Annotated in this window: 30 protein-coding genes and 1 pseudogene; 12 read left to right on the top strand and 19 right to left on the bottom strand. The window is 61.1% G+C overall.

The window, feature by feature from the left end:
* Positions 1–484: 484 nt before the first annotated feature.
* The 4 genes and pseudogenes from E2I15_RS19255 to E2I15_RS19270 form a co-directional block, all read right to left on the bottom strand.
* Positions 485–1,606 (bottom strand): ABC transporter permease, encoded by a 1,122-nt coding sequence (locus E2I15_RS19255; protein ID WP_137478675.1) that lies wholly within the window; start codon positions 1,604–1,606, stop codon positions 485–487.
* Positions 1,607–4,345, bottom strand: a complete 2,739-nt coding sequence (gene rbbA, locus E2I15_RS19260) for a ribosome-associated ATPase/putative transporter RbbA (RefSeq protein WP_137478676.1) — start codon at positions 4,343–4,345, stop codon at positions 1,607–1,609.
* Entirely contained in the window at positions 4,342–5,430 is a 1,089-nt protein-coding gene (locus E2I15_RS19265) for an HlyD family secretion protein (protein ID WP_137478677.1), read from the bottom strand. The genes rbbA and E2I15_RS19265 overlap by 4 nt, the downstream gene beginning before the upstream one ends.
* 901 nt (positions 5,431–6,331) lie before the next feature.
* Positions 6,332–6,730 (bottom strand): annotated as a pseudogene (locus E2I15_RS19270) (CBS domain-containing protein); the annotation flags it as partial.
* A gap of 241 nt (positions 6,731–6,971) precedes the next feature.
* On the opposite strand from E2I15_RS19270, the gene E2I15_RS19275 reads away from it, so the two are divergent.
* Positions 6,972–7,331 (top strand): hypothetical protein, encoded by a 360-nt coding sequence (locus tag E2I15_RS19275; RefSeq protein WP_137478679.1) that lies wholly within the window; start codon positions 6,972–6,974, stop codon positions 7,329–7,331.
* A gap of 329 nt (positions 7,332–7,660) precedes the next feature.
* Here E2I15_RS19275 and E2I15_RS19280 read toward each other — a convergent pair whose 3' ends face one another.
* The gene (locus tag E2I15_RS19280; RefSeq protein ID WP_246668032.1) at positions 7,661–7,801 is read right to left on the bottom strand and encodes a CBS domain-containing protein; all 141 of its coding nucleotides are present in this window, start codon (positions 7,799–7,801) and stop codon (positions 7,661–7,663) included.
* Between the two features lie 106 nt (positions 7,802–7,907).
* On the bottom strand, positions 7,908–8,381 hold the full coding sequence (locus E2I15_RS19285) for an Hsp20/alpha crystallin family protein (protein ID WP_170991492.1): 474 nt from the start codon (positions 8,379–8,381) through the stop codon (positions 7,908–7,910).
* A 383-nt stretch (positions 8,382–8,764) separates the two neighbouring features.
* Between E2I15_RS19285 and E2I15_RS19290 the strand changes: the two genes are divergently transcribed.
* The 6 genes from E2I15_RS19290 to E2I15_RS19315 all read left to right on the top strand — a co-directional run bounded on the left by E2I15_RS19290 (position 8,765) and on the right by E2I15_RS19315 (position 12,287).
* On the top strand, positions 8,765–9,040 hold the full coding sequence (locus E2I15_RS19290; RefSeq protein WP_137478682.1) for a hypothetical protein: 276 nt from the start codon (positions 8,765–8,767) through the stop codon (positions 9,038–9,040).
* 215 nt (positions 9,041–9,255) lie between these two features.
* On the top strand, positions 9,256–10,092 hold the full coding sequence (locus tag E2I15_RS19295; protein ID WP_137478683.1) for a universal stress protein: 837 nt from the start codon (positions 9,256–9,258) through the stop codon (positions 10,090–10,092).
* A 74-nt stretch (positions 10,093–10,166) separates the two neighbouring features.
* On the top strand, positions 10,167–10,463 hold the full coding sequence (locus E2I15_RS19300; RefSeq protein ID WP_137478819.1) for a c-type cytochrome: 297 nt from the start codon (positions 10,167–10,169) through the stop codon (positions 10,461–10,463).
* A gap of 62 nt (positions 10,464–10,525) precedes the next feature.
* Positions 10,526–11,248, top strand: coding sequence for a CBS domain-containing protein (locus E2I15_RS19305; protein ID WP_137478684.1), 723 nt, complete (start codon positions 10,526–10,528; stop codon positions 11,246–11,248).
* Positions 11,249–11,267: 19 nt separating this feature from the next.
* Entirely contained in the window at positions 11,268–11,435 is a 168-nt protein-coding gene (locus tag E2I15_RS19310; protein WP_155262461.1) for a hypothetical protein, read from the top strand.
* A gap of 21 nt (positions 11,436–11,456) precedes the next feature.
* Positions 11,457–12,287: a helix-turn-helix domain-containing protein gene (locus E2I15_RS19315; protein ID WP_246668033.1), complete on the top strand. Its 831-nt coding sequence runs from the start codon at positions 11,457–11,459 to the stop codon at positions 12,285–12,287.
* Between the two features lie 159 nt (positions 12,288–12,446).
* Here the strand turns inward: E2I15_RS19315 and E2I15_RS19320 are convergent, their stop codons facing one another.
* Positions 12,447–13,613 carry an OpgC domain-containing protein gene (locus E2I15_RS19320; RefSeq protein ID WP_246668034.1) on the bottom strand — a complete coding sequence of 389 codons (1,167 nt, stop codon included), beginning with the start codon at positions 13,611–13,613 and terminating at the stop codon, positions 12,447–12,449.
* Positions 13,614–13,819: 206 nt separating this feature from the next.
* Here E2I15_RS19320 and E2I15_RS19325 point away from each other — a divergent pair, with 206 nt between their 5' ends.
* Positions 13,820–14,557 carry a CBS domain-containing protein gene (locus E2I15_RS19325; protein WP_137478685.1) on the top strand — a complete coding sequence of 246 codons (738 nt, stop codon included), beginning with the start codon at positions 13,820–13,822 and terminating at the stop codon, positions 14,555–14,557.
* A 65-nt stretch (positions 14,558–14,622) separates the two neighbouring features.
* On the opposite strand, the gene E2I15_RS19330 is transcribed toward E2I15_RS19325, so the two are convergent.
* Both E2I15_RS19330 and E2I15_RS38780 read right to left on the bottom strand, forming a co-directional pair.
* Positions 14,623–14,835 (bottom strand): DUF6894 family protein, encoded by a 213-nt coding sequence (locus tag E2I15_RS19330; protein ID WP_137478686.1) that lies wholly within the window; start codon positions 14,833–14,835, stop codon positions 14,623–14,625.
* A 268-nt stretch (positions 14,836–15,103) separates the two neighbouring features.
* Positions 15,104–15,268, bottom strand: coding sequence for a hypothetical protein (locus E2I15_RS38780; protein ID WP_170991493.1), 165 nt, complete (start codon positions 15,266–15,268; stop codon positions 15,104–15,106).
* A gap of 419 nt (positions 15,269–15,687) precedes the next feature.
* On the opposite strand from E2I15_RS38780, the gene E2I15_RS19335 reads away from it, so the two are divergent.
* Positions 15,688–15,990 carry a hypothetical protein gene (locus E2I15_RS19335; RefSeq protein ID WP_137478687.1) on the top strand — a complete coding sequence of 101 codons (303 nt, stop codon included), beginning with the start codon at positions 15,688–15,690 and terminating at the stop codon, positions 15,988–15,990.
* Positions 15,991–16,160: 170 nt separating this feature from the next.
* On the opposite strand, the gene E2I15_RS19340 is transcribed toward E2I15_RS19335, so the two are convergent.
* From E2I15_RS19340 to E2I15_RS19365, 6 genes are all read right to left on the bottom strand, one after another.
* On the bottom strand, positions 16,161–16,451 hold the full coding sequence (locus tag E2I15_RS19340) for a hypothetical protein (RefSeq protein WP_246668035.1): 291 nt from the start codon (positions 16,449–16,451) through the stop codon (positions 16,161–16,163).
* 16 nt (positions 16,452–16,467) lie between these two features.
* On the bottom strand, positions 16,468–16,683 hold the full coding sequence (locus tag E2I15_RS19345) for a YgaP family membrane protein (protein ID WP_155262462.1): 216 nt from the start codon (positions 16,681–16,683) through the stop codon (positions 16,468–16,470).
* Positions 16,684–16,938: 255 nt separating this feature from the next.
* A complete protein-coding gene (locus tag E2I15_RS19350; protein WP_137478689.1) occupies positions 16,939–17,760 on the bottom strand; it encodes a universal stress protein in 822 nt (273 codons plus the stop codon).
* Positions 17,761–17,865: 105 nt separating this feature from the next.
* On the bottom strand, positions 17,866–18,222 hold the full coding sequence (locus E2I15_RS19355; RefSeq protein WP_137478690.1) for a hypothetical protein: 357 nt from the start codon (positions 18,220–18,222) through the stop codon (positions 17,866–17,868).
* Positions 18,222–18,710: a hypothetical protein gene (locus E2I15_RS19360; protein ID WP_137478691.1), complete on the bottom strand. Its 489-nt coding sequence runs from the start codon at positions 18,708–18,710 to the stop codon at positions 18,222–18,224. The genes E2I15_RS19355 and E2I15_RS19360 overlap by 1 nt, the downstream gene beginning before the upstream one ends.
* A 64-nt stretch (positions 18,711–18,774) precedes the next feature.
* Positions 18,775–19,146: a carboxymuconolactone decarboxylase family protein gene (locus E2I15_RS19365; protein WP_137478692.1), complete on the bottom strand. Its 372-nt coding sequence runs from the start codon at positions 19,144–19,146 to the stop codon at positions 18,775–18,777.
* 622 nt (positions 19,147–19,768) lie between these two features.
* Between E2I15_RS19365 and E2I15_RS19370 the strand changes: the two genes are divergently transcribed.
* A complete protein-coding gene (locus E2I15_RS19370) occupies positions 19,769–20,488 on the top strand; it encodes a CBS domain-containing protein (RefSeq protein WP_137478694.1) in 720 nt (239 codons plus the stop codon).
* 62 nt (positions 20,489–20,550) lie between these two features.
* Here E2I15_RS19370 and E2I15_RS19375 read toward each other — a convergent pair whose 3' ends face one another.
* The 3 genes from E2I15_RS19375 to E2I15_RS19385 are packed head-to-tail and all read right to left on the bottom strand — an operon-like array spanning position 20,551 to position 23,130.
* Positions 20,551–21,939, bottom strand: coding sequence for an MBL fold metallo-hydrolase RNA specificity domain-containing protein (locus E2I15_RS19375; protein ID WP_137478695.1), 1,389 nt, complete (start codon positions 21,937–21,939; stop codon positions 20,551–20,553).
* Entirely contained in the window at positions 21,936–22,955 is a 1,020-nt protein-coding gene (locus E2I15_RS19380) for an LOG family protein (RefSeq protein WP_137478696.1), read from the bottom strand. The genes E2I15_RS19375 and E2I15_RS19380 overlap by 4 nt, the downstream gene beginning before the upstream one ends.
* Positions 22,948–23,130: a hypothetical protein gene (locus tag E2I15_RS19385; protein WP_137478697.1), complete on the bottom strand. Its 183-nt coding sequence runs from the start codon at positions 23,128–23,130 to the stop codon at positions 22,948–22,950. The genes E2I15_RS19380 and E2I15_RS19385 overlap by 8 nt, the downstream gene beginning before the upstream one ends.
* Positions 23,131–23,392: 262 nt before the next feature.
* On the opposite strand from E2I15_RS19385, the gene E2I15_RS19390 reads away from it, so the two are divergent.
* The gene (locus tag E2I15_RS19390) at positions 23,393–23,596 is read left to right on the top strand and encodes a hypothetical protein (protein WP_137478698.1); all 204 of its coding nucleotides are present in this window, start codon (positions 23,393–23,395) and stop codon (positions 23,594–23,596) included.
* Between the two features lie 117 nt (positions 23,597–23,713).
* A complete protein-coding gene (locus E2I15_RS19395) occupies positions 23,714–23,935 on the top strand; it encodes a ChaB family protein (protein WP_137478699.1) in 222 nt (73 codons plus the stop codon).
* Between the two features lie 170 nt (positions 23,936–24,105).
* Here E2I15_RS19395 and E2I15_RS19400 read toward each other — a convergent pair whose 3' ends face one another.
* Positions 24,106–24,756: a BON domain-containing protein gene (locus E2I15_RS19400; RefSeq protein ID WP_137478700.1), complete on the bottom strand. Its 651-nt coding sequence runs from the start codon at positions 24,754–24,756 to the stop codon at positions 24,106–24,108.
* Positions 24,757–24,782: the final 26 nt, after the last annotated feature.

Genomic DNA, 24,782 nt, shown 5'->3' on the forward strand with positions numbered 1-24,782 from the left:
CGCGGTGTCACTCGATGGTTGCGAGGCGGACACCTTCGACGAAAAGCGCATAATCGTCGGGCCGGATCCAGGGTGGCCTTTCCTGCCAACGCTCAAGCTGCTCTACCGACCGGGCGCGCCTCGTCAAACGCCCAAGATAAGCAAACGACGCGGCAATGTATTGGAAGGTAACGACATAACCCGGACGCAGGCGAGCAACTTGGCCCAATGTCTGCAGCGCGGCCGTGAATCGTGTGGACGGAACTGCAAAAGCGGACGCAAGATCAACCAAAGCCACATCAGCGGATCGTGCGAGCTGGCGCGCATTGCCTGCTGCAGCCTTTCGTTGAAATGACCGCCTTGTCGCGAAAAGACCAGGATGAAAACGGTCCTACTAGGCACTCGTTGCCCGCAGCGCAACGACCGCACCGCGGAGGAGGCGGAAACCAAGGAACTCGCCGATAAGAGCTCCGTTCTGACGATTGCCTTCGGCGTTGCGCGGCCGTCAGGCAGAGCTGAGCGAGGCCCGGAAGCGGATCAGCGACAGCATCAGGAACAGGGAGGCGATCGCGGCGACCGCGACAAATTGCGGCCAGACCACGTCCAGGCCGGCACCGCGGTACAGGATGGCCTGCGCGAACGAAACGAAATGGGTCGATGGCGAAGCCTGCATGGCGATAGCGAGCCAGTGCGGCATGCTTTCGAGCGGCGTCGCGTTGCCGGACAGGATATTCATGGGAACGGCAACCAGCATATAGAGCAAACCAAGTTGCGGCATGGAGCGGACAACGGTGCCGAGAAACAGCCCGATGGCTGTAGCAAAGAACAGGTAAAGCGTGGTGCCGAACATGAAAAGCGAGATCGAGCCGGCGATCGGAACCTGTAGAAGCGTGCGCACCACGAGGTGGAGCGACAGACCTACCGCCACGGCGATGACGAAGCCGTTGGCCCAGATCTTGGATATCGCAATCTCGAGCGGGCTGAGCGGCATGACCATCAAATGATCCATCGTGCCGTGCTCTCGCTCCCGGACGAGGGCGGCGCCGGCGAGGATGATCGCGAGCATGGTGACGCTCGAGATAATGCTCATCACGCTGGTGAACCAGGAGGTCGCCACGTTAGGGTTGAACGCGATTCTGACGGCGAGATTTACCGGCGAGGATGGCACAGGCTCCGCATGCGACACGAAGCGGGCGATTTCCGTATTGACGATCTGTTCGGCGTAACCCGAACCCAGTCCGGCCTGGACCATGGCGGTCGCGTCGACGTTAATCTGCAGGCGTGGTTGCCGGCCGGCCAGCAGGTCCTGCTGGAAGTCCGGCGGAATATCCATGACGAAGGTGTATTTGCCGGCGTTCATCAATCGCTCGACGTCAGCCTCTCGAATTGCCACCGGTGGCTTGAAATAGGGCATGAGAAACGCATGGGTGATGCGCCGCGACAGCTCCGAATGGTCCTCGTCGACGACGGCGATCGAGGCGTGATAGAGCTCCTGGGAGTTGCTCTGCGCCTGGCTGGTCACCGCGAGCGAGAAAGAGTAGATGACGAAGCCGAGCAGCACCCAGTCGGAGAAGAAGCTGCGCAACTCCTTGGTGCCGAGCCAGAAGATGTTCGAGAGTAAGCGCATCTATCGCTCCTGCTTGCGAAGCAAGAGCATGCTGATGATCGTCAGCACAGGGATGAACAGCGTGAGCAGCAGGATACTCGATCCGAGATCGGCGAATCCCAGGCCTTTGGTGAAGGCGCCGACGCTGATCGGGCGATAGTAGCTCATCGGAAAACCGAGGCCGATGATCTGCGCCGTGCCCGATAGCGAGGAGACCGGGGTCATCATTCCTGAAAACTGCTGGGCCGGCAGGATCGTGAGGATGGCGGTGCCGAACAGCGCGGCAATCTGGGTCTTGCAGAATGTAGAGATCAGCATGCCGTAGCCGGTCGTGGTGAAGACGTAGATGAAGGTGCCGACCAGGAGCGCGGGAAAGCTACCCTTCAGCGGCACGTCAAAAAGAAAGATCGCCATGACGAACATGACGAGGAAATTGACCAGCGCCACTGCCACATAGGGAAGCTGCTTGCCGACCAGGAACTCGAAGCGCGTCACCGGCGTGACATAGAGGTTTGTAATCGAGCCGAGTTCCTTCTCGCGCACGACCGCGAGAGCCATCAGGATGGCAGGAAACAGCGCCAGCATCATGGCCAGCGTCGAGGGCACCATCGCGAAGACGCTGTCGAAATCCTGATTGTACTTGAAACGGATCTCGATATCGGCTGGAAGCGGCGCGGTCGGTTGGGTCGTCTTTACGGAAGGATCGCTCAGATAGAGCTGGTGCATGCCTTCAAGGTAGCCGCGGATGGTCTGCGCGCGGAACGGCATCGCGCCGTCGATCCATGCGGAGACCCAGACCGGGCGTCCTCGCTTGAGGTCCACGCCGAAGTTCGGTGGAATTTCGATGCTGGCGTTGATGTCGCCGTTCTTCAGGCGGCGATCGATGTCCGCATAGTCGGCAATCGGCCGCTTCTCCACGAAGTACGGCGAGCCACGCAGCTCCTCCAGGTACGCGCGGCTTTCGGGAGTCTGGTCCCGGTCGAGCGCGGCGAAGGTGAGATTGTTGACGTCGGTGGAGATGCCGAAGCCGAAGACGATCATCAGCATGGCGGTACCGAATAGAGCGAACACCAGGCGGATTCGGTCTCGCGACAACTCCAGACCCTCACGCAGCGTGTAGGCGAGGAGCCTCTGAATGCTGAAGACGGCACGGCTGCGCCGCGCAGCCTCCTGCTGCAAGTCCGGTCCGGCGGCCCGTGCTTGGGTGATCGTGAGCGCCGGCACCGCGCCCGGCCGTTCCTGCTCGAGAAAGCTGATGAAGGCGTCTTCGAGGTCGATGGCGCCCTTCGCCTGGATCAGTCCGGCCGGGGTGTCGGTTGCAATCACGCGTCCTTCGTGCATGAGGGACAGCCGGTCGCAGCGTGCCGCCTCATTCATGAAGTGCGTCGAAACGAAGATGGTGATGCCCTGATTGCGCGACAGGTAGATCAGGAGCTCCCAGAACTGGTCACGAGCGACGGGATCGACGCCGGATGTCGGCTCGTCCAGGATCAGGAGTTCGGGCCTGTGTACTACCGCGACTGCAAGGGACAGCCGCTGCCGGATGCCGAGCGGAAGCGCCGAGGCCAGATCGTCAATATAGTCGGCGAGGTCGCACTTCTCGACGAGCTCGGCGATGCGCGCGTTAACGGACGCGCGGGGCAAATGGAACAGGCGCGCATGCAGCAGCAGGTTCTGGCCGACAGTGAGTTCACCGTAGAGGGAGAATGATTGCGACATGTAGCCGACGCGGCGGCGGGCCTGGATGTTGCCGGCCTCCAGCGCCCTGCCGAAGATCAGCGCCTCACCCTCCGAAGGCGGCAGCAGCCCGGTTAGCATCTTCATGGTCGTGGTCTTGCCGCACCCGTTCGAGCCGACAAAACCGAAGATCTCGCCGCGGCGGATGGCGAAGTTCACGCGGTCGACGGCGGTGAAATCGCCGAAGCGGCAAGTCAGGTCGCGGGCGACGATGACGGGCTCGGCATCGGAATCGAGCGGTAGATCGACGATCTCCGCAGCTCTGCGCTGGCGCTGCGGGAGCAGGGCCACGAACGCGTCCTCGATCGATTGCGCCGAGGTCCTTGCCTTCAGATCGGAGGGCGTGCCCGCGGCGAGAATACGGCCGCTATTCATGCCGATCAGCCAATCGAAGCGTTCGGCCTCCTCCATGTAGGCCGTTGCGACGATCACGCTCATTCCCGCCCTGCGCCCGCGCAGCCGGTCGATGAGATCCCAGAACTGTCGGCGCGACAGCGGATCGACGCCGGTGGTGGGCTCGTCCAGGATCAGCAGATCGGGATCGTGAATGAGAGAGCAGCAGAGGCCGAGCTTCTGCCGCATACCGCCCGACAGCTTCCTGGCCGACCGGTCGGCGAAGGACGCAAGTCCCGTGCTCTCCAGGAGCTCCCCAACCCGCCATTCGCGCTCCTCGCGGGACTGGCCGAACAACCGGGCAAAGAATTGGATATTCTCCTTCACGCTCAGGTCGGGATAGAGATTCTTGCCAAGCCCCTGCGGCATGTAGGCGATCCGCGGACATATCGACGCGCGGGCCGCGGCATTGGAAATGTCGGCACCGAGAACGAAGACCTCGCCCTCTTGGATCTTCCGCGCGCCCGCGAGGATCGCGAGCAGCGAGGACTTGCCCACGCCGTCAGGTCCGATCAGTCCGACGAGCTGCCCCGCCGGCAAGGTGGCGGATACATCATCGAGCGCGGTTGTGGAGCCGTAGAGGTGAAAAAGTCCCCGGACGATGGCGACCGCCTCGTCATCACTCGTCATGGAGAACCCTCAAGGTTCTTCGGCCAGGCGAGCTTCGCATCCCAGCGGACGTAGGCCATGCCGGGCAAACCGCCTCTGACCGACTCGGCATGCTTGAGCAGGCGCTCCTCGTCGATGCGGGTGCGGATGCGGAACATCAGCTTGTCACGCTCCGTCTGGGTTTCAACGGTCTTTGGCGTGAACTGCGCCTGGCTTGCGACAAAGGAGACTTTGGCCGGGATCGGATGATCTGGATAGGCGTCAAGCACGATGCGCGCATCGGCGCCGACTTTGACCTTCCCGGCCTCCAGCGTCGGCAGATAGATGTCCATGTAGACGTAGGACAGATCGAGCATGGTGAAAATCTTGCCGCCACCGGGAAGGACCTCCCCGATATTGGCCAGCCGGTACTGGATCCGCCCGGCCTTCGGCGCAACCAGCGTGTTGTCGGCAATCTGCACCCTGTAGAAGCCCGCGTCATGCTGGGCCGCCTCCCGCGCATGCTGGGCGACCAGGACCCTGGCTTGTGCCGCGTTGAGGCCGGCGATCGCCGCGTCGAGTGACTGTTTGCGCTGGTCCGCGATCTCCTGGGTGGTCCAACCGTTCTTCAGCAGCGAATTGGTGCGCCTCATCTCCTGTTCGGCGAGCGTCTTCGTCGTCTGCTGCTGCGCGAGGTTGGCCTGCGCTTCCTCGACGGCGCGCAGCGCCTGTCTGGTCTGGGCTTCCGCCTTGGAGAGCGATTGCTCGATATCGCGGGTGTCCATCCGCGCCAGCACCTGGCCCGGCGCAACGATGTCGCCGATGTCGACCAGCAATTCGGAAACCCGGCCGGCAAATTTGGTCGCGATGTCGATCTCGTCCGCTTCGATGCGACCGTTGCCAAGGCTGATGCCGACCGGAAGAGGCGGATGAGCCTTCTTCCAGACATAGTAGCCGGTACCGACGACGCCGCCCAGAACAACGAGAAGCGCGGCGGCGATCGGCCGGCCACGGCGCTTGAGCGCTGCCCGCCGTGCCGGCAGCGGATGATGCGGCTCTGACGGCACGAGCGAGGCGGGCTGGTTCAGTATAGACGGTTCTTCCCGAAGCTCGCTTGGGGCTTGCATGATGACAGCCTCGAATTGCGGAAGTTTTGCTATTTTCGCATCGCTGCAGCGAGTGTGTTTGACCTGCCTCAAAGGGTTGCGCGCTTGCATCCCGCTGATCCCATTCCGCCCGAAAGTGGCTCGCGCCCAGCTCGCGCTTAGCCAATCGGCGCGGCGCTGACGCTCCATCGCCGACGCCTTGCATGCTTGCCCGTCCCGGATGATCTTGTCGAACTCGGCACCATGCAGCGTGCGCTTGATGCGAAAGAAGGTGGACAGGATGATCACTGCGCGAAGAACGTTTCAATTGCCACTTCGCTGGAGCAGATCAGCACGGTATGGAGCCGAACCGCTCCGCATTACCCCAGCGTCATCGGGTCCAGGGCCACAATGGACGGCGCAGCGGAGATCGGCATCCACGGTGATGGCCGACCGGCTTGGCGTGTTGCTACCGCCTTTTCCCACACCGGCCAAATCTACGATATCTCATTGAATCATCCGCCGGGGCAAGACACCGCCTTGTCGGCACGGTTGCCGACATACAATCGAAATACTTACACGCGCGCTACGAAGTAATGTCGCAGATCCAGATCTTGGTAATACAGGGACGCGGCAACTTGGTCGATTGCTCGAAATACGGCCACCTTGGCCTCGTGCTGCGTAGGGGCAGTGTCGGATTGGCCGGACTTGGTACTGGTCTGGATCGTCCATCGCCATCCCCTGGGATAGATCGACTGAATGATTGAGTATTCAATTCCTTTGTACGATCCAACGCTCATGACGTCTCACCGTCGGCTGGAATCGCGGCGAATGCCACGACATCCGCGCTGACCACTGCGGTCACGATCAACGGAATGAGCAGGATTGCGCGGCGCACGATGTCTCCTTCGCTGCGTTTGCGGCGGCCGTTCGCTCATCCGCTGATGCCGACAAGATGACCGTCGCGCATCACCGGCAACCGCTTGATGCCTCTCTTTTCCATGAGCTCGACCAGATCGGGCAGAGGCGCCTCTTCCGTCACGGTGATCGGATCACGCGACATGATCTCTCCCACCTTCCGCCCGCGCTCGTGGACAAAGTCAGCAGCTGCGTGGCCCGAGCCGAGAAGGAACTGAAGCCAGCGGGCACGGCGGCGTTGCGTACCGATCTCGCTGCGCCGTAAGAAGTCGGTCTCCGACAGGATACCTACCAGTCTTCCAGTCGCATCGACCACCGGCAGGCCGCTAATGTGATGATCCATCATCAGCTTGGCTGCGTCGAGAATGGGTGTCTCGGTTCCGACGGTGATGATATGTCTCGCCATGATGCGATGGGTGCGCATTGCCGCTCTCCGTTCGACAGTAAATTCCCACAAGCGCGACTCATTCGTTTTGATCTCCCGCAAGCCTGACGGGAATCAAAGCGCCACGACCGATGATCGGAGATGTTGGTTCGTTGATGCCAAGCGCAGCCAGGTTGATCGCCGGAACCGGTGCGGCCCGAAACTATCGAGTTGACGCATATCAACGCGCAGGTGGCGCCTCTATGCGATACGAAGCTTCCTCCAATGAAGGATGTTGAACATGACAGGCCAAATCGAAGTCCGTGCGGTCTCCGACGCCATTCAGAGCTTCGCGAAGCGGACGATGGCCGTCCAGTCGGAATTCTCGGAAAAGCTGATTGAGGCAAACCAGCACTGGTTCGAGCAGATTCAGGTCGAATCGAACGAAGCCTGGGAGCTGTTCCGCAGGTTCAATTCCACCGCCTCCGTGGCCGAGAAGGTCACGGCTCTGCAGGACTGGGCCAAGGGCGTTACCGCGCGTAGCGCAAACGACGCGACGTACGTGATCGAGACAGCGCGTTCGCTGGGCACGATCGAGCTGAACCTGTTTGCACGAAAGACCATTGATGTCGATGACGAGGTTACTCAGAAGGCTGCTTAACGTGCCGGCACGCGACGCTCCAGAGCGCCCAAAGAACAGCGTCAGCGAAACATGGGAGGGAGTCGCGACGGCCCCCTTCGATCGGGACGTTGAGCTCGCTGTGATCGAGGGTAACGCGATTCATAAGCTCGTCTTTCCTTGCCGCCGCATTCTGGGCGGTTGGGTGAAGGCGGGGACCACAGAACGCATCGTGGTGCAGCCCACACACTGGCGTGCCTGGGCCAGATAGGTCTGTCTTCGCCGCCACGCCTCCATGACGTTGTTTCAGTCATTCATTTCAAGGTCGGCATCATCAAGGCGCGATTCATGGCGCTCGTGGCGGCGCACCTTCAGGCGTCGAGTTTCGTGACGAACCCGACCACGACATCGTAGCGGAGCACGGGATAGGCGTCATAGTCGTCTTTTGCGAGCAGCCGGTACAAGTCGCCGACGGTCATCTTCGGGGGCGACACTTCGCACCGCTTCGTCATGTTGCTCGCAACGGTTTCCTGGAGAACGCGTACGGGCCGATTTCCGTAAACAGATGGCTATTTGGCGGGCGCGCCGCTCCCTGACGAGCAACGCGCCAGCAGGCGGTTACGCCGCCGTCTTGATGTCGATCTGCTTGCTCTGCTTGGGAGCCGGCTTCTTGACGGTGACCTTGAGTACGCCCTTGGCGATTTCGGCGCTGATGTCTTCCTCCTTGACGCCCTCGGGCAATGCGACGGACCGCGAGAACGCGCCGAAGCTGCGCTCGATCAGGTGATAGTCCTTATCCTTCTCCTCGCGCTCGCTCTTCTTCTCGCCCCGGATCGTGAGCGTGTTGTCCGCGAGGTTAAGCTGAACGTCCTTGGTCTCGAGGCCGGGTAGTTCGGCTGAGATCTCGACAGTCTTGTCGGTCTCGCTGACGTCCATTCGCGGCATCATCGCCTGCGGCGCGGCGAAGGCCGGCAAACTGCGACCGAATCCATCGAACAGCCGGTCGATTTCCTGCTGCAGGAATGTGAAGGGGTTGCTCTCCCGCCGCGCCAAGGCGCGTTCGGCTCCAACGGGAATCATGTCCTTGACCATCAGTAACCTCCTGTATGAGAGTTGATTGCAAACCAACGTTAGTCGGGAGCAGCCACTCGGCCGTTGACCAGAATCAAAATCACGCCAACGTCACGTGATCAAAGCACAGACCCAGGCGGGTTCCGCCATGCACCCGGCCTTGAGGTGGATGCCGGCTCATTGAACCGCTGTCCTTTTCCAGGACAGTGTCGATACCGGTAGTATCGATTGGCAGATCGTGGACGCCTCCGGTTCGCCCGCGACGCCCCCTCCTACGCAGCGAACCCCGTCTACCACACGCGTCGCTTGACTCAGACGGACGGAACATTCCCTAAGGAAATATCCGGAATTGGTGGACCGGTTGATGTCTGTCAGCATCCTCCTGCTTATGCGGGAGGGATGCCATGAAGCGCGCATTGGCCTATCTTTTTGCCGGAAGCGCCGTCACAGCGGCGGGACTTGTTCTGTTCTACAGCTGGTTCTTTCCCGACGTCTTGCCGCTCGCTTCGACCGAGCCGCAGGTGCTGTGGCGGTTCGAGGCAGGCTTCGTCGTGTCCGCGGTTGCCTGGACCGCGGCGTTCGTGGCAGCAGGATCCGGGCTGTCATTGCTGCTGATGACCTTCACCAATCGGGAAGCCACCATGCCGGAACGTCAGTCTGGAACGCGGGCCGACGGGTGACGCCGCCAGCCCGCTTATGCTTCGAACTCGCGTTCGGTTCGCGTTTCCTGCACGATCGTAATCGCGATCGACATGGCGCGACTTCGTACGACAATTGCCCAAGGCAGGTGTGATCTCGCTCAAAAGATCAACCAGCGCGTATGAGGCAGATCAAATTGTGCCGCGCCCTCCCATGCTTCGATGGTTGTCTCTTTCGCCATGTTGGAGAACGGCCCGTGTTCACGAACATCCTGGTCCATATTCCCACCGAGCTGTCGCCGCGCCCTGCAGTCGACGGATCGGTCTCGCTTGCGCTGAGCACCGGCGCGCATCTCGACGCAATGGCAATCGGCTACGAGACTGCAAGCGTACCGTTCGTTGCCGAAAGCGGCGCGGCCGTCGCCTCGCTGTTCGAGGTCGAACATGCGCAAGCCCTCGAGCGCGCCGAGGCGGCGCTGCGCGTCTTCGATATCGAGGCACGGAATGCCGGGATATCCTACGCGACCCGCGCCGTGGGTGCGATCCCCATCGATGCTCGCGAGACCATCTGCGCAAGCGCGCGACTGCATGACCTGACGGTGGTGGCGCAGCCGCTGGGTGAGTACGATAGCTACGACAACATTATCCCGCGGGAGCTCTTGTTCCAGGCCGGCGGACCCGTCCTTTTCATGCCCTACACGTTCCACGGCGCATTTTCGGCGAAGCGGATCGGGATCTGCTGGGACGGCAGCCGGCTCGCCGCCCGCGCCCTTCACGACGCAATGCCGCTGCTGCGCGCGGCCGATGTGCTCGCGGTCATCACCATCGACGGCGCTGATCCAATTCCCGCCGAAAGCTCCACCGACCATCTGGTGCGCTATCTTGCCAAGGCGGGGCTTCCGGCCAAGATCACCTCGTTGCCGGCGTCCAAGTCAGAAGTTCAGTCGATCCTGCTGTCGATCGCTGCGGATGAGAGCCTCGACCTTCTGGTAATGGGTGGGTACGGCCACTCCCGCCTGCAGGAAACCCTGCTCGGCGGCGTGACGCGCGACATGCTGCGTGCGATGACCGTCCCGGTCCTGATGTCTCACTAGGCGCGAGCAGAATTGTGGAGCATCCCGCCAGGACATTTCGGCACCATGTCGCTCGTGGCTGCATCATCATCGGCATGTTCTGCACCACGCCGACTCCGGCCGCGGCGGGCCAGGAGCAAGGCCGTCGCCTTGCTCAGCTCTACTGCGCCCGCTGCCATGCAATCGACCGGGTGAGCCCGAGCCCGCTGAGGATAGCGCCGCCGTTCCGGACACTGCATGAACGTTACCCGGTCGAGACGCTGCGGGAAGCGCTGGCGGAAGGAATCATCACCGGTCATCCGACCATGCCCCAGTTCAGCTTCGAGCCGGACCAAGTGGCCGACTTCATCCAATTCCTGAAATCGCTGGAGCGCAGCAAGCCGGACCGTTGAGCCAGGTCAATGTGCGAGATGCGCAGAGCTCTATTGTGCAGCCCCCAACATGGAGGTCCGCCATGCGTGCGCATCAGATCATGACCAAGCACGTCATCAGCGTCAGTCCGCGCACCAGAATCCTGGATGCGGCCAATATTATGCTGCGATGCCATCTCAGCGGTCTGCCGGTGCTGGACGAAGATGGAACGCTCAGGGGCATGGTGTCGGAGGGAGATTTTCTGCAGCGCGCGGAGATCGGCACGGGACACAAGCGTTCGGCCTGGCTCGAGTTGTTCACCGGCGTCGGTCGTGCCGCGACCGATTTCGTGCATGAACGCGGCCGCAAGGTTGGGGACGTCATGTCCACCAACCCGGTTACCGTCGAAGAGCAAACGCCGCTCGATGAGATCGTGGATCTGATGCACCAGCATGGGGTGAAGCGAGTGCCCGTCGTGAGTGGCAAGACCATGGTCGGGATCGTTACGCGGGCAGACATCCTTCAGGCCGTCGCGTCGCTGGCGCGCGACGTTCCCGATCCGACAGCTGATGACACCCACATCCGTGAGAGGATCATGCGCGAGATCAACGCGACGGGCTGGCGTCCCCCCGGCTTCCAGGTCTGGGTGCGCGACGGCGTCGTGCACCTGCATGGCCAGACCTTCGATGACCGGGCTCGCCGGGCCGCAATCGTCCTTGCCGAGAACACCTCGGGCGTCAAGGAGGTCCACGACCATCTCTGCTTCGTCGATGGCTCCTCCGACTACTACGTAGAGTCGCCGGAGGACATCAAGGCGGCCGGCTGATCAGATCGAGGAGCCCAACATGGCAATGAGCACACTACTTGTCGTCACAGCCGTCTGTCTCATTTTCGCAATCTTTGCGCTCGTGCTCGCGGTGACCGATCACAGCACGACGCGTTGGCAGCGCCAGGACCAGGACAAGGATCGCGCCAGCACACGAGCCTCCTTTCCTGACAAGCATGTCATGTAGTCCAGCTTCTTAATTCGCGTGTTGTGGACCGATGTCTCGCGGCGCGTGGAGACCGTCTCGCCGCCTACGTACAAATACGTAAGTGGCTTCTACTTAGGGGAAACATCCCAATTTCCCGATCCATTCGATGCGATCAGTCTGCCTCCATCGATCTTCCCATCATGGAGCGTCGCCATGCAGACCCAGAACGCCATTTCCGTCGAGAGCAGCCGTCACCCGACCAGCATCCTCAACCGGCAGGCGCGCGTTGAGGGGCCTTTCGGCATGATCGGAATGCCGATGCGGTTCGCCCGCAACAGCGAGATTTACGGCGAGGATGAAGCCGCGGAATACCTCTACCAGGTCGTTTCCGGCGCCGTCCGAACCTACAAAATCCTGGAAGACGGACGTCGCCAGATCGGCGCATTTTATCTGCCCGGGGATATCTTCGGCTTCGAGGCCGGCGAGACCCATATCTCCTCAGCTGAGGCCGTCTCCGAGACGCGGGTCATCGTGGTCAAGCGCGCCGCGCTCATGGTCCGTGCGACGCACGAAAAGGAGCTGGCACGGCAGCTGTGGGATGCGACGGCCCAGGAATTGCGTCGCTTCCAGGAGCATTTGATGCTGCTGATCTGCAGCGCCGACGAGCGCGTCGTCGGCTTCCTCCACGACATGGCGCGCCGGGCCGTCAAGAATGCCGTCATCGAGCTTCCGATGTCGCGGCAGGATATCGCCGACTATCTCGGTCTGACGATCGAGACGGTGTCACGCACCTTTACCCAACTCGAGCAGAGCGGCGTCATCGCCCTTCCGACCGCGCGCCGGGTAGAACTGCGCAACCGTGCGATGTCGAACCGGGCCATAGCGGCTTGAGAAGGGCGCGACAGGCTTAGATCGGTCGCGAGCGAGAGGCGAAGGAGTCGAATGCGGTCGGACTTGACGATCACCTATCGCAGGACAGGTCTCGAGCGGCATCGTTAGTCCGAAGCAATCGGGCGGGCGAATCGCTACCGTCCGCGGTGCCCGTACCCTCTACAGCAGTTTCGGATGTTGGCGGCTTCGTTTGCCGATCCAGGCCATGCATGTCGCAAACAGAACGAGCGCCGCGATCCCTGCGGCACTCGTCACAAACTGCGCTGCCATGCTGTCAGACACTTCGATGAGATACAAACTCGCCAACAGGGAGAGCACGACGGCTGCACAATAGGTTTCGAGCGAACGCTCGCCACAACGAATTGCGCCCTTCAGACCGACCTTGGCAAATCCCCGCCAATTCGGCGGCACGAACCTCGCTACGACGACGGCGATGGCCAGGAAATGCAGCAACCGCAGCGGGTCCAGATCCGGCTTGTCGATCGGATAGATCAACCGCGCAATATAGCCAGGAATTGCGGCCGCCAATGGCTCGATCTCCCAGCTCAACGTGATCACAAGACCAAAGGCGAGGTATGTTATCGCAAGTGCAACGACAGGCCACGAAACTATTTTTCGCCCGAACGTTCGACGGCCCCGGATCGCCCACCACGCCCCAAGAACGACCAGGAACTGCCAGGCAAGCGGATTGAAGTACCACTGATTGACCGGCCACTCCGGCAAGTTCCAGCCGTACAATTGGACCAGTGCATAGATGATCGCGGAGATCAGCAGGGACACACGGGGAAACTTCAGTATTCCCCAGAGGGCGGGCGCAAACATCAGGTGAAAGAGCACAAAGGTCGGCAGGACATCGGTGTTGACGGGGCGATACATCAGGATGGCGGCGTGAGTGAGTGCTGCGCCCGGATTTTGCAGCAGGATCTTCACGTTGGCTTCGTCGGCCAGTCGCTCGCTTCCAGAGTTGTACACCACCAAAGCAAGCACGATGGTCAAGATGAGAAAGGCCGCATAGATCTCCCAGCTTCGCAGCAGCGTATGTGCGAAGACCGTAGGCCACCCGTCGCGACGGCGGACACGGCTGTAGCTCAGCGCACAGGTCACGCCGGACACGAACATGAAGACTTCGGTCGCATCGCTGAAGCCATAATGGCGCAAGGTCAACCAGCTGAAGACGTTGTTGGGGATGTGATCGAGGAAGACGCACCAGAGCGCAAGACCTCGGCACAGATCCAGCCGGAGATCACGTTCCAATGCCATGCTGTCGTCCCTCTCCGGATGAAGAGCCATGCGCGTGAGGTTCCGGTGAGGATTCTTGCCGTTCAAGCGACCAGTCATACAGTCAGAGAGCATGGGACGATTACCAGCTGTCGGCGGCTTGCTCGGCTCGACCGCCTGCCGCACGCCGGCATATCAACGCAATCACACGACCGCCCCGTTGATAAGGATCAACACATGTTGTTCCTGCTGGGAGTTAGCTGAGTTTTGTGAGCTCAAGTCGGAGGATCTACGCCGTGCGCGTACGGGAGATCATGTCGCGAAACGTCATCACAACCGATGCCGATGCATCGGTGATCGATGCCATCAAGACGATGCTGTCACATCACATCAGCGGCCTTCCTGTCGTCGATCAGGATGGTGCGCTCGTCGGGATCCTGTCGGACGGCGATTTTATCCGGCGCGTGGAAGTCGGAACGGAGAAGCGCCGCGGCCGCTGGCTTGCGATGCTTGCAGGCACGAGACAGATCGCGCTCGACTTCGCCCGCCAACACGGCCGCAAGGTCGGTCAGATCATGTCGCCCAACCCGATCACTGTCGAGGAGGACACCCCGCTAGAGCAGGTCGTCCAACTCATGGAATCGCACGGCGTTACGCGATTTCCGGTCATGCGGGACAATCAGCTGGTCGGGATGGTCACACGCACGGACTTCATGACGGCCATCGCAACCCTTCGCCTCGACCTACCGCCCTCTTCCGGCAACGACGATCAGATTCGCGCATCCGTCATCGCCGCACTGGCAAATGCACCTTGGCGACCTGCTGCTCTCAATGTGAGCGTTCACGACGGGATCGTCAGCCTGCGCGGCAGCATCCGAAGCGACAATGCGCACAAAGCGGCGATCGTTGCAGCGGAGAACGTCGCCGGCGTGAGGCGGGTCGAAGACCAGCTGGTGAAGAACAGCCACCCGCCGCCGGAAGAGGACTATGGCGGCGGCGACTTTGTCTCCCTACAGGAGGAGCCTTCGACGGAAGACGATCAGCCCTTGTAGGCATGCAAAAGCCGCCGATGATTGGCGCCTCCCCCGGCGTCGGGGCCAGAGGGGGCCAGTTGGTTCTAGGCAGGATAGATCGGCTCCCGGTGAATTTCCGCACCCGAGTCGTCGATGACCACCACGTGACGATCAGTGTTGCCGGAGGGATCCTCGCTGCGAATCCTGCTCGCCATTTGCTTGCCGTGCCTGATCGCGGCGGCTGCGTTCGCAAACTCAAGTCCAATCCGATCACGGACTGGGACGCCATCCTTCGTGTCGAAGTAGTAGGTTCTCATCTTTATCTATAGGTCTCCGATCGAATAGCGGCCGCCCAAAGAAGCTGCCAGCTTGCAACAGCCGGCAGTTTGCTGTGCGCAGTTGGGGCCGCGACCGAGCAAAGCGGATTGCTGGCGCGCCGGACTTGATCTCCATCAACCCGGCTTGCGATCCTTGGTCGCATCGCGCGAAGTAATCTGCCCTGCTGCGGGCGGGCGCGGTCCGGCCCATCAGCCGCCGGCGCCCGATAGGCTGCCCATTGCCGTGCCCATCGTCGCGACCTAGAGCTTACTCCGCGGCCTTCGGACTTGGATTTTGCTTGCGCCACTCAGCCAGCTTGGCCTCTTCCTCAGCCAGCAGCTTGTGAAGCATTTCAAGCTTCCCTGCGTCAGTCTCAGTGGCCAGCAGCTCCTTGTAGTGGGCGATGTTCGCCCTGAAAATGAAATCAGCCATGGCTCATTCCCCTCGCATGGGAGCCAGAAGCTGTTTCTTGCCAAACTGATGCAGACAAAACAACATACGTTACTGTGTACACCGTGGAGCTACGGTGCGCACTTTGCGGAAGTCTTTGTCGGCCGAACGTCAGCAATTCCGCCCTACTGAGGCTGCTACCCAAAACAATTCAGGCCAGTGCGGTCGGAAACAGGCCAGAACAACACGCCACTTCGCCACCCTTAAATCCAGATTCGTATTTAAAATCAATACGTTATAGATATGTTGCGACGCTTGGTTGCAATTCAGGTCGATGTCATTCGCGATGGCGCAATCGTCACACTGCCGGTGAGCGAGCTCGTGCCCTGGAAACGTCGCGGGGGCTGCGAACTGGCGACCTCGTGCCAGCGGACGGGGCTCGCGCTTGGGGCGATCTTCAGTTGAACAAAGCCCTCCGCCGCGGCTCGCACTTCGGTCCCGCCTGCGACGGAAATTCCGACATCGGCGGCGTGAATCGCCGGAAACGTCAGCTTGAGAGAGCAAGCCAAAGCTTTGAAGGGATGAGCAAAGCGCAATGCTCAGAAGCGATTGCACATCAGGAGCACAGCCGGACCAGGATTGATCCGCATCAAGGCCGGCGGCCTTCCTTAATGCAAGCCTTATTTGTGTTGATGTACGGCTTGATGGCAAATGAATCGATCGCGGCAATACGGCAGGCAGAAACTTGGCGACGCAAGCGATGACTTTGCTCGCGTCGGCGCCAACTCTATGCCGGCGTCGACCTTCGACAGGCAGGCGCGACGCCGACAGCGTCGGAGCGGTCCGACTGTCTCATGGTACGGCCGTCTGCTGATCGTTGGCGCATTATTGGTCGCCGCCGGCTGGGAGATATTCCGGCTTCTCCTGACCGTTATTACCCTCGATTGAAAATTTGCCGAACCGGTTTCGCACCGACGGATATCGCCGCTTCGCCCTGCGCCGGCTCAGCCGGACTGCACCCATCAGAGCTCCATTTTCGAAAGTATACCGCATCCTCTCCCGGGATGCTCACGCAATGATGCATCTTGGCAAACTGCTCGGCCTTGGCAGCAGCCACCTCGTTGATTCCAAACAACCGCTCGTAATCGCAATCGGAGATTCTGCAAACCGCGCCTGCGGCGAGACGATTGAGGCGAGATCGCAACTCAAGCAGAATGAAGTCCATCTACGTTACCAAACCTCTAGACCGAGTTGAACTTCTGCCGCCGAGTGTTGATTCCCAGCAACGTGTAGAGCGGGCAGTACGAGAAGAATGCTGTGGCAAGCAGGACGCAACCGAGGGTACCGGCGACGAGCCATCCCGCTCCAAGCGATCCATCCCTCACGGTGTATGCGATCAGAGCCAAAGCGATGATGATCCGGGCGTACTGATCAATGAATCCGACGTTGCGTGTCATGGCGATAAGCCTCCTTTGATCCAGCTCCACTTTGAACGCACTCCGGCTCATGGCCCTTGACTATGATCAATTCGCGAGGCGCAAGGTTACCGCCAGCATCGGCACCAAATCGCCATCGTCGATTTGTCATGGCCCCAAACGGCTAGGCTGCGCCGACGCGCGCCCGTTGGGCAACCGCGCCAAACGGCAATGGCGACCGCAAGACCGAGATCCTCAGGAGCCACCGTCACCGCGAACGTGGGAGACACAGCCGATCTAATGCGACATCAGCAAGCAAATGGGAGCGTGCTGCAGCAATCCGCGCGTCATGCCGCCGAACATCCATTCACCAAGTCGGCTATGTCCATAGCCTCCGGTGACGATGAGGTCGGCGCCTTCATTCCTTGCCAGTCTGACGAGGTACTCTGCGTCCGGCTCGGCCGTGTGGACGCGAACGTCAAACTGGCAATTGACGCTGTGCCGTTCGAGATAGCTCGCGACATCGCGCAAGCGGCGGATCGCGGCGTCCTGCTCGTCCGACGTGCAGATTTCGGCGACTGTCACTTTGGAAGCCCGTGTCAGGAAGGGCAACGCGTCCCGGATCGCCAGGCGCGCCTCGCGGGTGTCCTTCCAGCCGACGATGATGCGGTCGGCCGACAAGCCGGTTACGCCTTCCGGCACCGACAGCGTGGGACGTCCCATGCGCAAAATGGCCTCGGCCGAATCGAGGTAATGGAAATTGTCGGACTGGACTTTCCGGCGCTTGAAGACCACCAAATCGGCTGCCCTGGCCTGCTCCGCCAGGAACGCGGTCGGGGGTTCCAGCGCCCACCGCCATTCAACCTTGTGACGCTCCCGCCCCGTGATCTTCCTGAACCACTCGCCCTTCGCCGCGAGATTGGCCCGCATCCGCTTGATATCGTCTTCGGTGGTCTGCTCGATGATCACCCCCTCGGCGACAACGGGCGGATCGATGGTGGACGCTGAAACGCCGGTTATCGATGCGTGAAACCTGTCCGCAATGGCTTCGGCGACTCGAACCTGTCCTTCGTCCTGTTGCTGAGGGTCAACGTAAACCATGACATTGGCCATAAACATGTGCCTACTCCATCAAGCTGAGCTAATAACCCATTATCGCGCATGGCAGCCGTGCCAACGTTGAGGCAGGTCAAGTCCGCCTCGGCCTCTTCGTCCGTCGGGTGCCTAATCCTGATCCTGCCCAACGCTGCGAGCCGAACGCGCGAGCGCCTCATATCCGGCCGCGATCTTCATGAAGTGATCGCGGGTCGCCGGGTCCTGATGTCGTGCGGCCAGACGCTTCGTCCGCTCGGCGCGGGATTCCCAGTACGAAGCGTCGTCCTGAGGCTTCCCGGCACGCGGCTTCTTCTGCACGACCTCATCGGCCTTCTTCGCCGCCTGGCGTGGCGGCTGCGCTTCGTTCCCGTGTTGCTGCGACGGGCGCTGCTTGGCATATCTAGAGCACATCCCACAGGCCTCCCGGCCGATCGAAGCCGTTGATCGAAGACGGGTTGCACGCCGCGCGCAGCCCGCGCCTTCCATTACTCGACGATATCGAGCGTGAAGCGCCCAGGTCCGGCCGGCTTGCTGACGAACCTGACGGTCTTCCCGGAAAGCGAGCCCAAGGTGCCCGATCCGAACTTGAAGACCATCTTGCCCGCGGCCTCAGTCCCGATCGGCTTGCCGTCCTTCATGACGACAGCGCCGGTCCCTTCCAGCAGTTCGCCAACCGCCTCGCCGCCGGGCGCGCGATGAATGCCGACCGCCGCCAGCTGCGTTCCCTTCGGGCCGTCCCACTCGCTGGCGTTGATCGCCGTCACGACCGCCCCCTTCAGCAAGCCATCGATGCCGAAGCAGGAATAGAGAAAGCTGGCGAGCACGTGTCCCGCCCGATCGCCCACCGGCTCCTGCGCTGTCGTACCGATGACGCTGCATTCGTAGCGGCCGATGGCGTCGGCGACTGCCGGGCTGCACGCCGCGGTCATTGCAATGCCGGCGGACAAGGCAGTGGAAATAATGCGTTTTCTCATCTGATGTTTCCAATGTGGATTTTCGACGACGTATGACCTTCGCGCCGCGAGGGGCTGAGCCGGATCAATCCATTGCCGGCTCGGAGGCCACTGCACGTTCCTTAAACTGGTCGTAAGCCCCCAGCGCGTCAGCGGCGTACATCAACGAAGGTCCACCGCCCATGTAGACCGCCATTCCGAGCGTCTCCTCGACCTCTTCGCGGCCGACGCCAAGCTTGACCAAGGCCTGGGCGTGGAAGCCGATGCAGCCGTCGCAGTGAGCGGCGACGCCCAACGCGAGCGCGATCAATTCCTTCGTCCGGGCATCAAGCGCGCCATTTCTGGTGGCCGCCTGCGCCAAGGCCGAGAACGCTCGCATAGTTTCAGGAATGCCCTTGCGCAGCTGACCCAGATTACTGGAGATGTGCTTGCAGACGTCGGCATAGTCCTTTTGCATACGACCCTCGGTCTTCGATATTGGAACGGTCCAGGGGAAGGGCGGCTCCGCCGACGGGGATACAGCGGCGAACGCCGCCCTTCATCCAACGCAGCCGGCAACACGATCTGGCCTCTCTGAAGGACGTGCGTGTTCGGCCCGCAAGGACGAGAGCTTTGTAACGCAGTGATCGCTCGTGACATTTGCGCCAGATCAAACCGCGCGCACTTTGCCGCGTGGGTCGGAAACTGGAGGAGAAGCAGGCTCAGTGAAAGCGACGTCGGCGAGAAACCATCTCAGGTGCTGCGGGAACGTCGATGGCCCGGACAAGTCTCCTAGTCGCTTGTCGCTCTGTTGATCCAGAGCAAGGACTTCCGCCGCGATGACATTCAATTTCAGACTACCGCGCAAATCGGAGTCGCCGGAATGACGAGTGAGACAGCAAAAGCCATCTTGATGATTCTCTTGTTCGTGTCGCTTTCGACTGCCATCCACCTGTCGGAGCGCAGCGCAACGAAGCGGCTGCGAGCATTCGCGCTGCAGACGCTACGCCGCACACACCGTCGATAGGATTGCTGCGCCAAGTCAAAGCGAGGAGCATTAGGCCTGTCATTTTGAATCGACAGACCCATTGGAGGCATTCATGCGCGCCCACCAGATCATGACCAAGAATGTCGTCACCGTTACGCCTCGGACCTCGATCGAGGAGGCCGCCACGATCATGCTTCGGAACCACATCAGCGGCCTGCCGGTCGTCGACGACGGCAAGTTGACGGGAATCGTCTCGGAAAGCGACTTCTTGCGCCGCGGCGAGATCGGAACCGGGCGCAAGCGTTCGGTTATTCTCCAGTTCCTGTTCGGACCTGGCCGCGCTGCCGAGGACTTCGTCCATGAACGCGGTCGCAAGATCGAGGACGTGATGACACCGGATCCGGTCACGGTCGAGGAGCAAACGCCGCTCGAAGAGCTGGTGCACTTGATGGAGAAAAGCAACATCAAGCGCCTGCCCGTGATGCGCGGCAAGGACGTTGTCGGCATCGTGACCCGGTCAAATCTGCTCCAGGCCGTGGCCAGTCTGGCGCATGAGATCCCGGACCCGACCGCGGATGACGATCATATCCGCGATCGTATCCTCCAGCAGATCGACGCCGTGAGCTGGCGTCCCATCGGGTTCGAGGTGACCGTCCGCAACGGCGTTGTTCATCTGCATGGTATCGTCACCAGCGACCATGCGCGTAAGGCAACCATCGTGGCCGCGGAGAACACTTCCGGCGTCAAGAAGGTGCACGATCACCTCTGCTTTGTGGATACGCATACCGGCTTCTACGTCGAATCTCCCGAGGACATGAAGGCTGCGAGCTGAAACGACAAACCGCTCAAAATGACCCGTTTGACCCGATTGTCCGGTTCGGCTGCGCACCCCGTCTATAAATCAAACACGTCGCCCAGACGCGGCAGCTCGACCCGCATTCCCTCCAAATGCGCAGCGAGCGCTTGCATTGCAGGCTCTTCGCCATGGACCAGGAACGTTGCCTCGCATCCCTCGATCGCGCGTCGCCATGCGAGCAGCTCCTGCTGGTCCGCGTGAGCTGAAAATCCGTTGATCGTGTAGATCGTGCTGCGAACCGCAATGTCTTCGCCGAACAGGCGCACGGACCTGGCCCCATCGATGATCTGCCGCGCAATCGTTCCGGAGGCGGCGTATCCGACGAACACGATCGCCGATTCCTTGCGCCAGATATTGTGCCGGAGATGATGGCGAACCCTGCCGCCGGTGCACATCCCGGATCCGGCCATGATGACGGCACCGCCGGTTATCCTGTTGATGGCAACCGAATCGGCGCTCTCGCGGACGAGACGCAGGTTTGCCGGGTGCAATGGATCCCGTCCTTCACGAAACATCGAAGCGGCCTCAGAGCTGAGACATTCGGAATGCCGCTTGAATATCTCGGTTGCCGAGATCGCCATCGGCGAGTCCAGGAAGATCTGCATGGCCGGCGGCAACCTGCTGCGCTCCACTCCCTCGCGCAGGACATTGAGGATCTCCTGAGCGCGCTCGAGCGCAAAGGTCGGGATGATGACGTTGCCGCCTCGCGCCAGCGTGCTGCAAATCGCGCCGTACAGTTCGTCGATCGAGTCTGTTAGCGACCGATGGCACCTGTCTCCATATGTCGCCTCCATGACGACAATGTCGGCGCGAGCGGGCGCAGTCGGGGGCCGTAGCAGCGGGCGCCCCGCGTTGCCGAGATCCCCTGAAAACAGAACCGAACGCGTGCTGCCGTGGTCAGCCGCCTCGATCAGGATGCTCGCAGAGCCCAGAATATGGCCGGCATCGAAGAAGGTCGCGCGAAGTCCGTCTGCGATCTGTAATGGTTGCCCGTACTCCGGTGTCCTTCCAAACCGATCGAAGCAATCGAGCGCATCGACAACGGTATAAAGCGGCTGCGACGCATCGTCGTCCCCGTGCCTGCGCCTTCGGCGACCTCTCCGCTGTGCGTCCTCCTCCTGGATATGCGCGGCATCGATCAGCACGAGACGGGTCAGCTCACGACTGGCCGCAGTCGTGATCACCTCACCCCTGAACCCTCGCTTGGTAAGCAACGGAACCCTGCCGCAGTGATCCAGGTGGGCATGGGTCAGCAAAACATAGTCGATGGTTGCGGGATCGAATCCGAAGGCGGCGATGTTCTCCTCCACCAGATCGCGGCTTCCCTGAAAAAGACCGCAATCGATCAGAATGCGCCGGTTCAGGCATTCGACCAGGTGACAGGACCCGGTCACCGCTCGATCGGCGCCATGGAAGGACAACTTCACGATCCGGCCTCTTGACTGATCGACCTGCCCTGCGAGGCCTCGTCCCCAACCGGAAGGAGCGGTCGGCCGGCCGCCTCGTACCAACGCAGAATATCCCGCCAGGCCTCCTCGGCAGACTCCGCAAACCAAAAGAGGTCCCGGTCTTCCGGATCGATGATACCCTCATCGACAAGAAAGTCCGGATCAAACGCGCGACGCCAATACGACTCGCCCACCAGCACGACCGGCACCGGCGCGATCTTTCGGGTTTGCGCCAATGACAGCACTTCGAACAGTTCGTCCATCGTGCCAAAGCCGCCCGGGAATGCCACCAGCGCGCGGGCGCGCATCAGGAGATGCAACTTACGCACCGCAAAATAGTGGAACCTGAAGCAAAGCTCGGGCGTGGCATATGGGTTCGGGTACTGCTCGTTCGGAAGGGTAATGTTCAGTCCGACAGACTGGGCCCCGACATCGTGCGCGCCGCGGTTGGCTGCTTCCATGATGCCCGGGCCGCCGCCGGTCATGATCATGAGGCGGCCCCCAATGGCTTTTTCGCCTGCGGCGCCGACGATCCGGCCGAACTCGCGCGCGATTCTGTAATACTTGCTCTTCGCCGCAATGCTCCGTGCCGTCTTGAGACGGCGCTGCAAGCCTTCATCGTCGGGATTCAACGACAGCGCGTCAGCTATCGAGGTTACGGCCCGGCGCGCCGCTCTTGCCTCGCAGATGCGGGTGCTGCCAAAGACGACGATGGTATGAGCGATCTGATGCTCGCGTAGCAAGGTTTCGGCCTTGAGGAAATCAAGTTGGAGACGAATGCCACGGGTGGCTTCGCTCTGCAGGAACTTCTCATCCTGATTCGCCTCTTGATAGCTCGGCGATTGCAGGATTCTGCGCAGTGCGTCGCGCGCGCGGCTCTCCTCCTCGGCGCCGTTGGGCTGCTCACCCGGGAGCGCCGCAGCCCTGTCGACACGGTGTGCCGGCTTTGGAATCGAACCCGGACGCGTTGCCCGCAGACCTCCTTCGTCAGTCATGCGCCGTCCTGCCGTCCGCTTTGAAGAACGCTGCATCGTGTTTCTGGGCCTCGCGAACTTCGTCGTCTTCCAACGCATCCGAAAGCCAGCGGCGATCGCCCGCCTTTTCGCAACGGACATCCGCTCCGGGCGTCGCGGGTTGCTCGACGACGGGCGACTTCACTTGGTCAGTCATGGCAAACCCTCGTCAGCATTCGATGGATGCTGTCCAGCATCCGCGACCGCCTGCACGGGCGCCTTGAGCAAGGTCAATTGGCGACGAGCGATAGGCTTCTTTCGAAAGCTGAATTGGATCAATAGACCCTGCAACTTTTGTAGTCTTCGTCGCTGCAAGCCAGTTTGGCGAGCTGTCAGTTCCTCCGCAACAGCCCTTAGGGAACGATCCCAAATTTTCAGACGCGGGATCCCAAGGCAAGCTTTATGTGAAGGAGCTGGCCATGAATCATACTTTCCACGCGGCAGACCGCACGACCCATAGGAAGATCGTCGTCCTCGCGGCGGTTGCTGGCATCGCAGTGACGATTGGCGGGTTACATGGTCGCAGCATCTCCGGCATCAACAGCCTGCGTCCCAAAACCACAGTTCATCTTTCTCTCGCGCCCGACGATCTCAATCCCGTTGCCGTTTCCGATTTGAGGTAGCGCCGACCCTTTGAACGCATAGAGGCTTTTCTAAAGCTCCCCAACTGCCCCTAATCATCCGGGGCATTTTTTCCGGACATGCGCGGGAGGTGGGGTGAGGTGCTAGCAGGGGTGTATATGCCTTACCAGTCGAACAACGACCTTCCGCTTCCGATACGCAGTCACCTGCCGCCGCACGCCCAGGATATCTATCGTGAAGCCTTCAATCATAGCTACGCAGCTCACCGCGGTGACCCGAGGCAAGAGGAGATCGGTCACAGGACTGCATGGGCGGCGGTCAAGCGATCTTATGTCAAGCAAGGCGATCGTTGGATTGCACGGTCAGAACCTGGCCTTTAGCGAGCTAGTTCGTACTGCCCGACGGTGTCCTCGCCCGTGCCGCCATTCGTGCCGGTCGATGCGCCGTGTAAGAAACGCGACGAAGACAATCATTTGCCCGTCGCGTCCGGTCGGATCAGGTCAAACTCGACTGATTCTTTGAAGCTCGACGCCTCCGTCCGCGCCAGCGGTCAGCGAACGACGATCAGATCGTCGACCGACATGACGCCCGGAGCAGACCAAGCCGCGTGCTCGGCGGCGCTTCGGTCGCGCCAACTATCCACCTCTCCTTCGAGCACCACGTGATCTCCGCCCGTCACCGAAACGCGAATTGCGCCAGCCTCGACGGCCGCGTGTCGCGCAAGCGCCGCTTCGATCTTTGCCTTGACGCCTCTGCTCGTCGTGCGCTGCTTCAGCTTGATATGATTAAGAACGCCGACGACGCCGCCCAGCTTGCGAATGCATGATTCCGCCGCCCGCCTTTCAAACTGCCAGTTCACGGTGCCGCTAAGTGTGACCCAGCCGGCACTGACAAGGGCGGTGATCTCGTATTGCGACACCGTGGAATCCCAGCGCAGGAGATCCAGCGCGCGCCTCGCGATCTGTTGGTCATCCGTCTTCGGGTTGTCTGGATAGCGAACCTCGATCTCGTCAGCGATCCCGCGCACGCCTTTCACGCGTTGAGCGGCGGCAACCGCCGCAAGCTTCTGCGAATAGCTTCCGACGTGGCCCGTCAGGGTGACGACCCCATCCTCCACGGCGATCCCGACATGCGCACCGTCGAAGCTCGGTTCGAACTCGAATTCATCGATAATGTCTTGGCGCAATGTCTTGTCTCTCATACGTCTCTCCTTGCCGATCATGGTCG

This window comes from Bradyrhizobium sp. BR2003 (genome assembly GCF_009720285.1).
Classification (GTDB): domain Bacteria; phylum Pseudomonadota; class Alphaproteobacteria; order Rhizobiales; family Xanthobacteraceae; genus Bradyrhizobium; species Bradyrhizobium elkanii.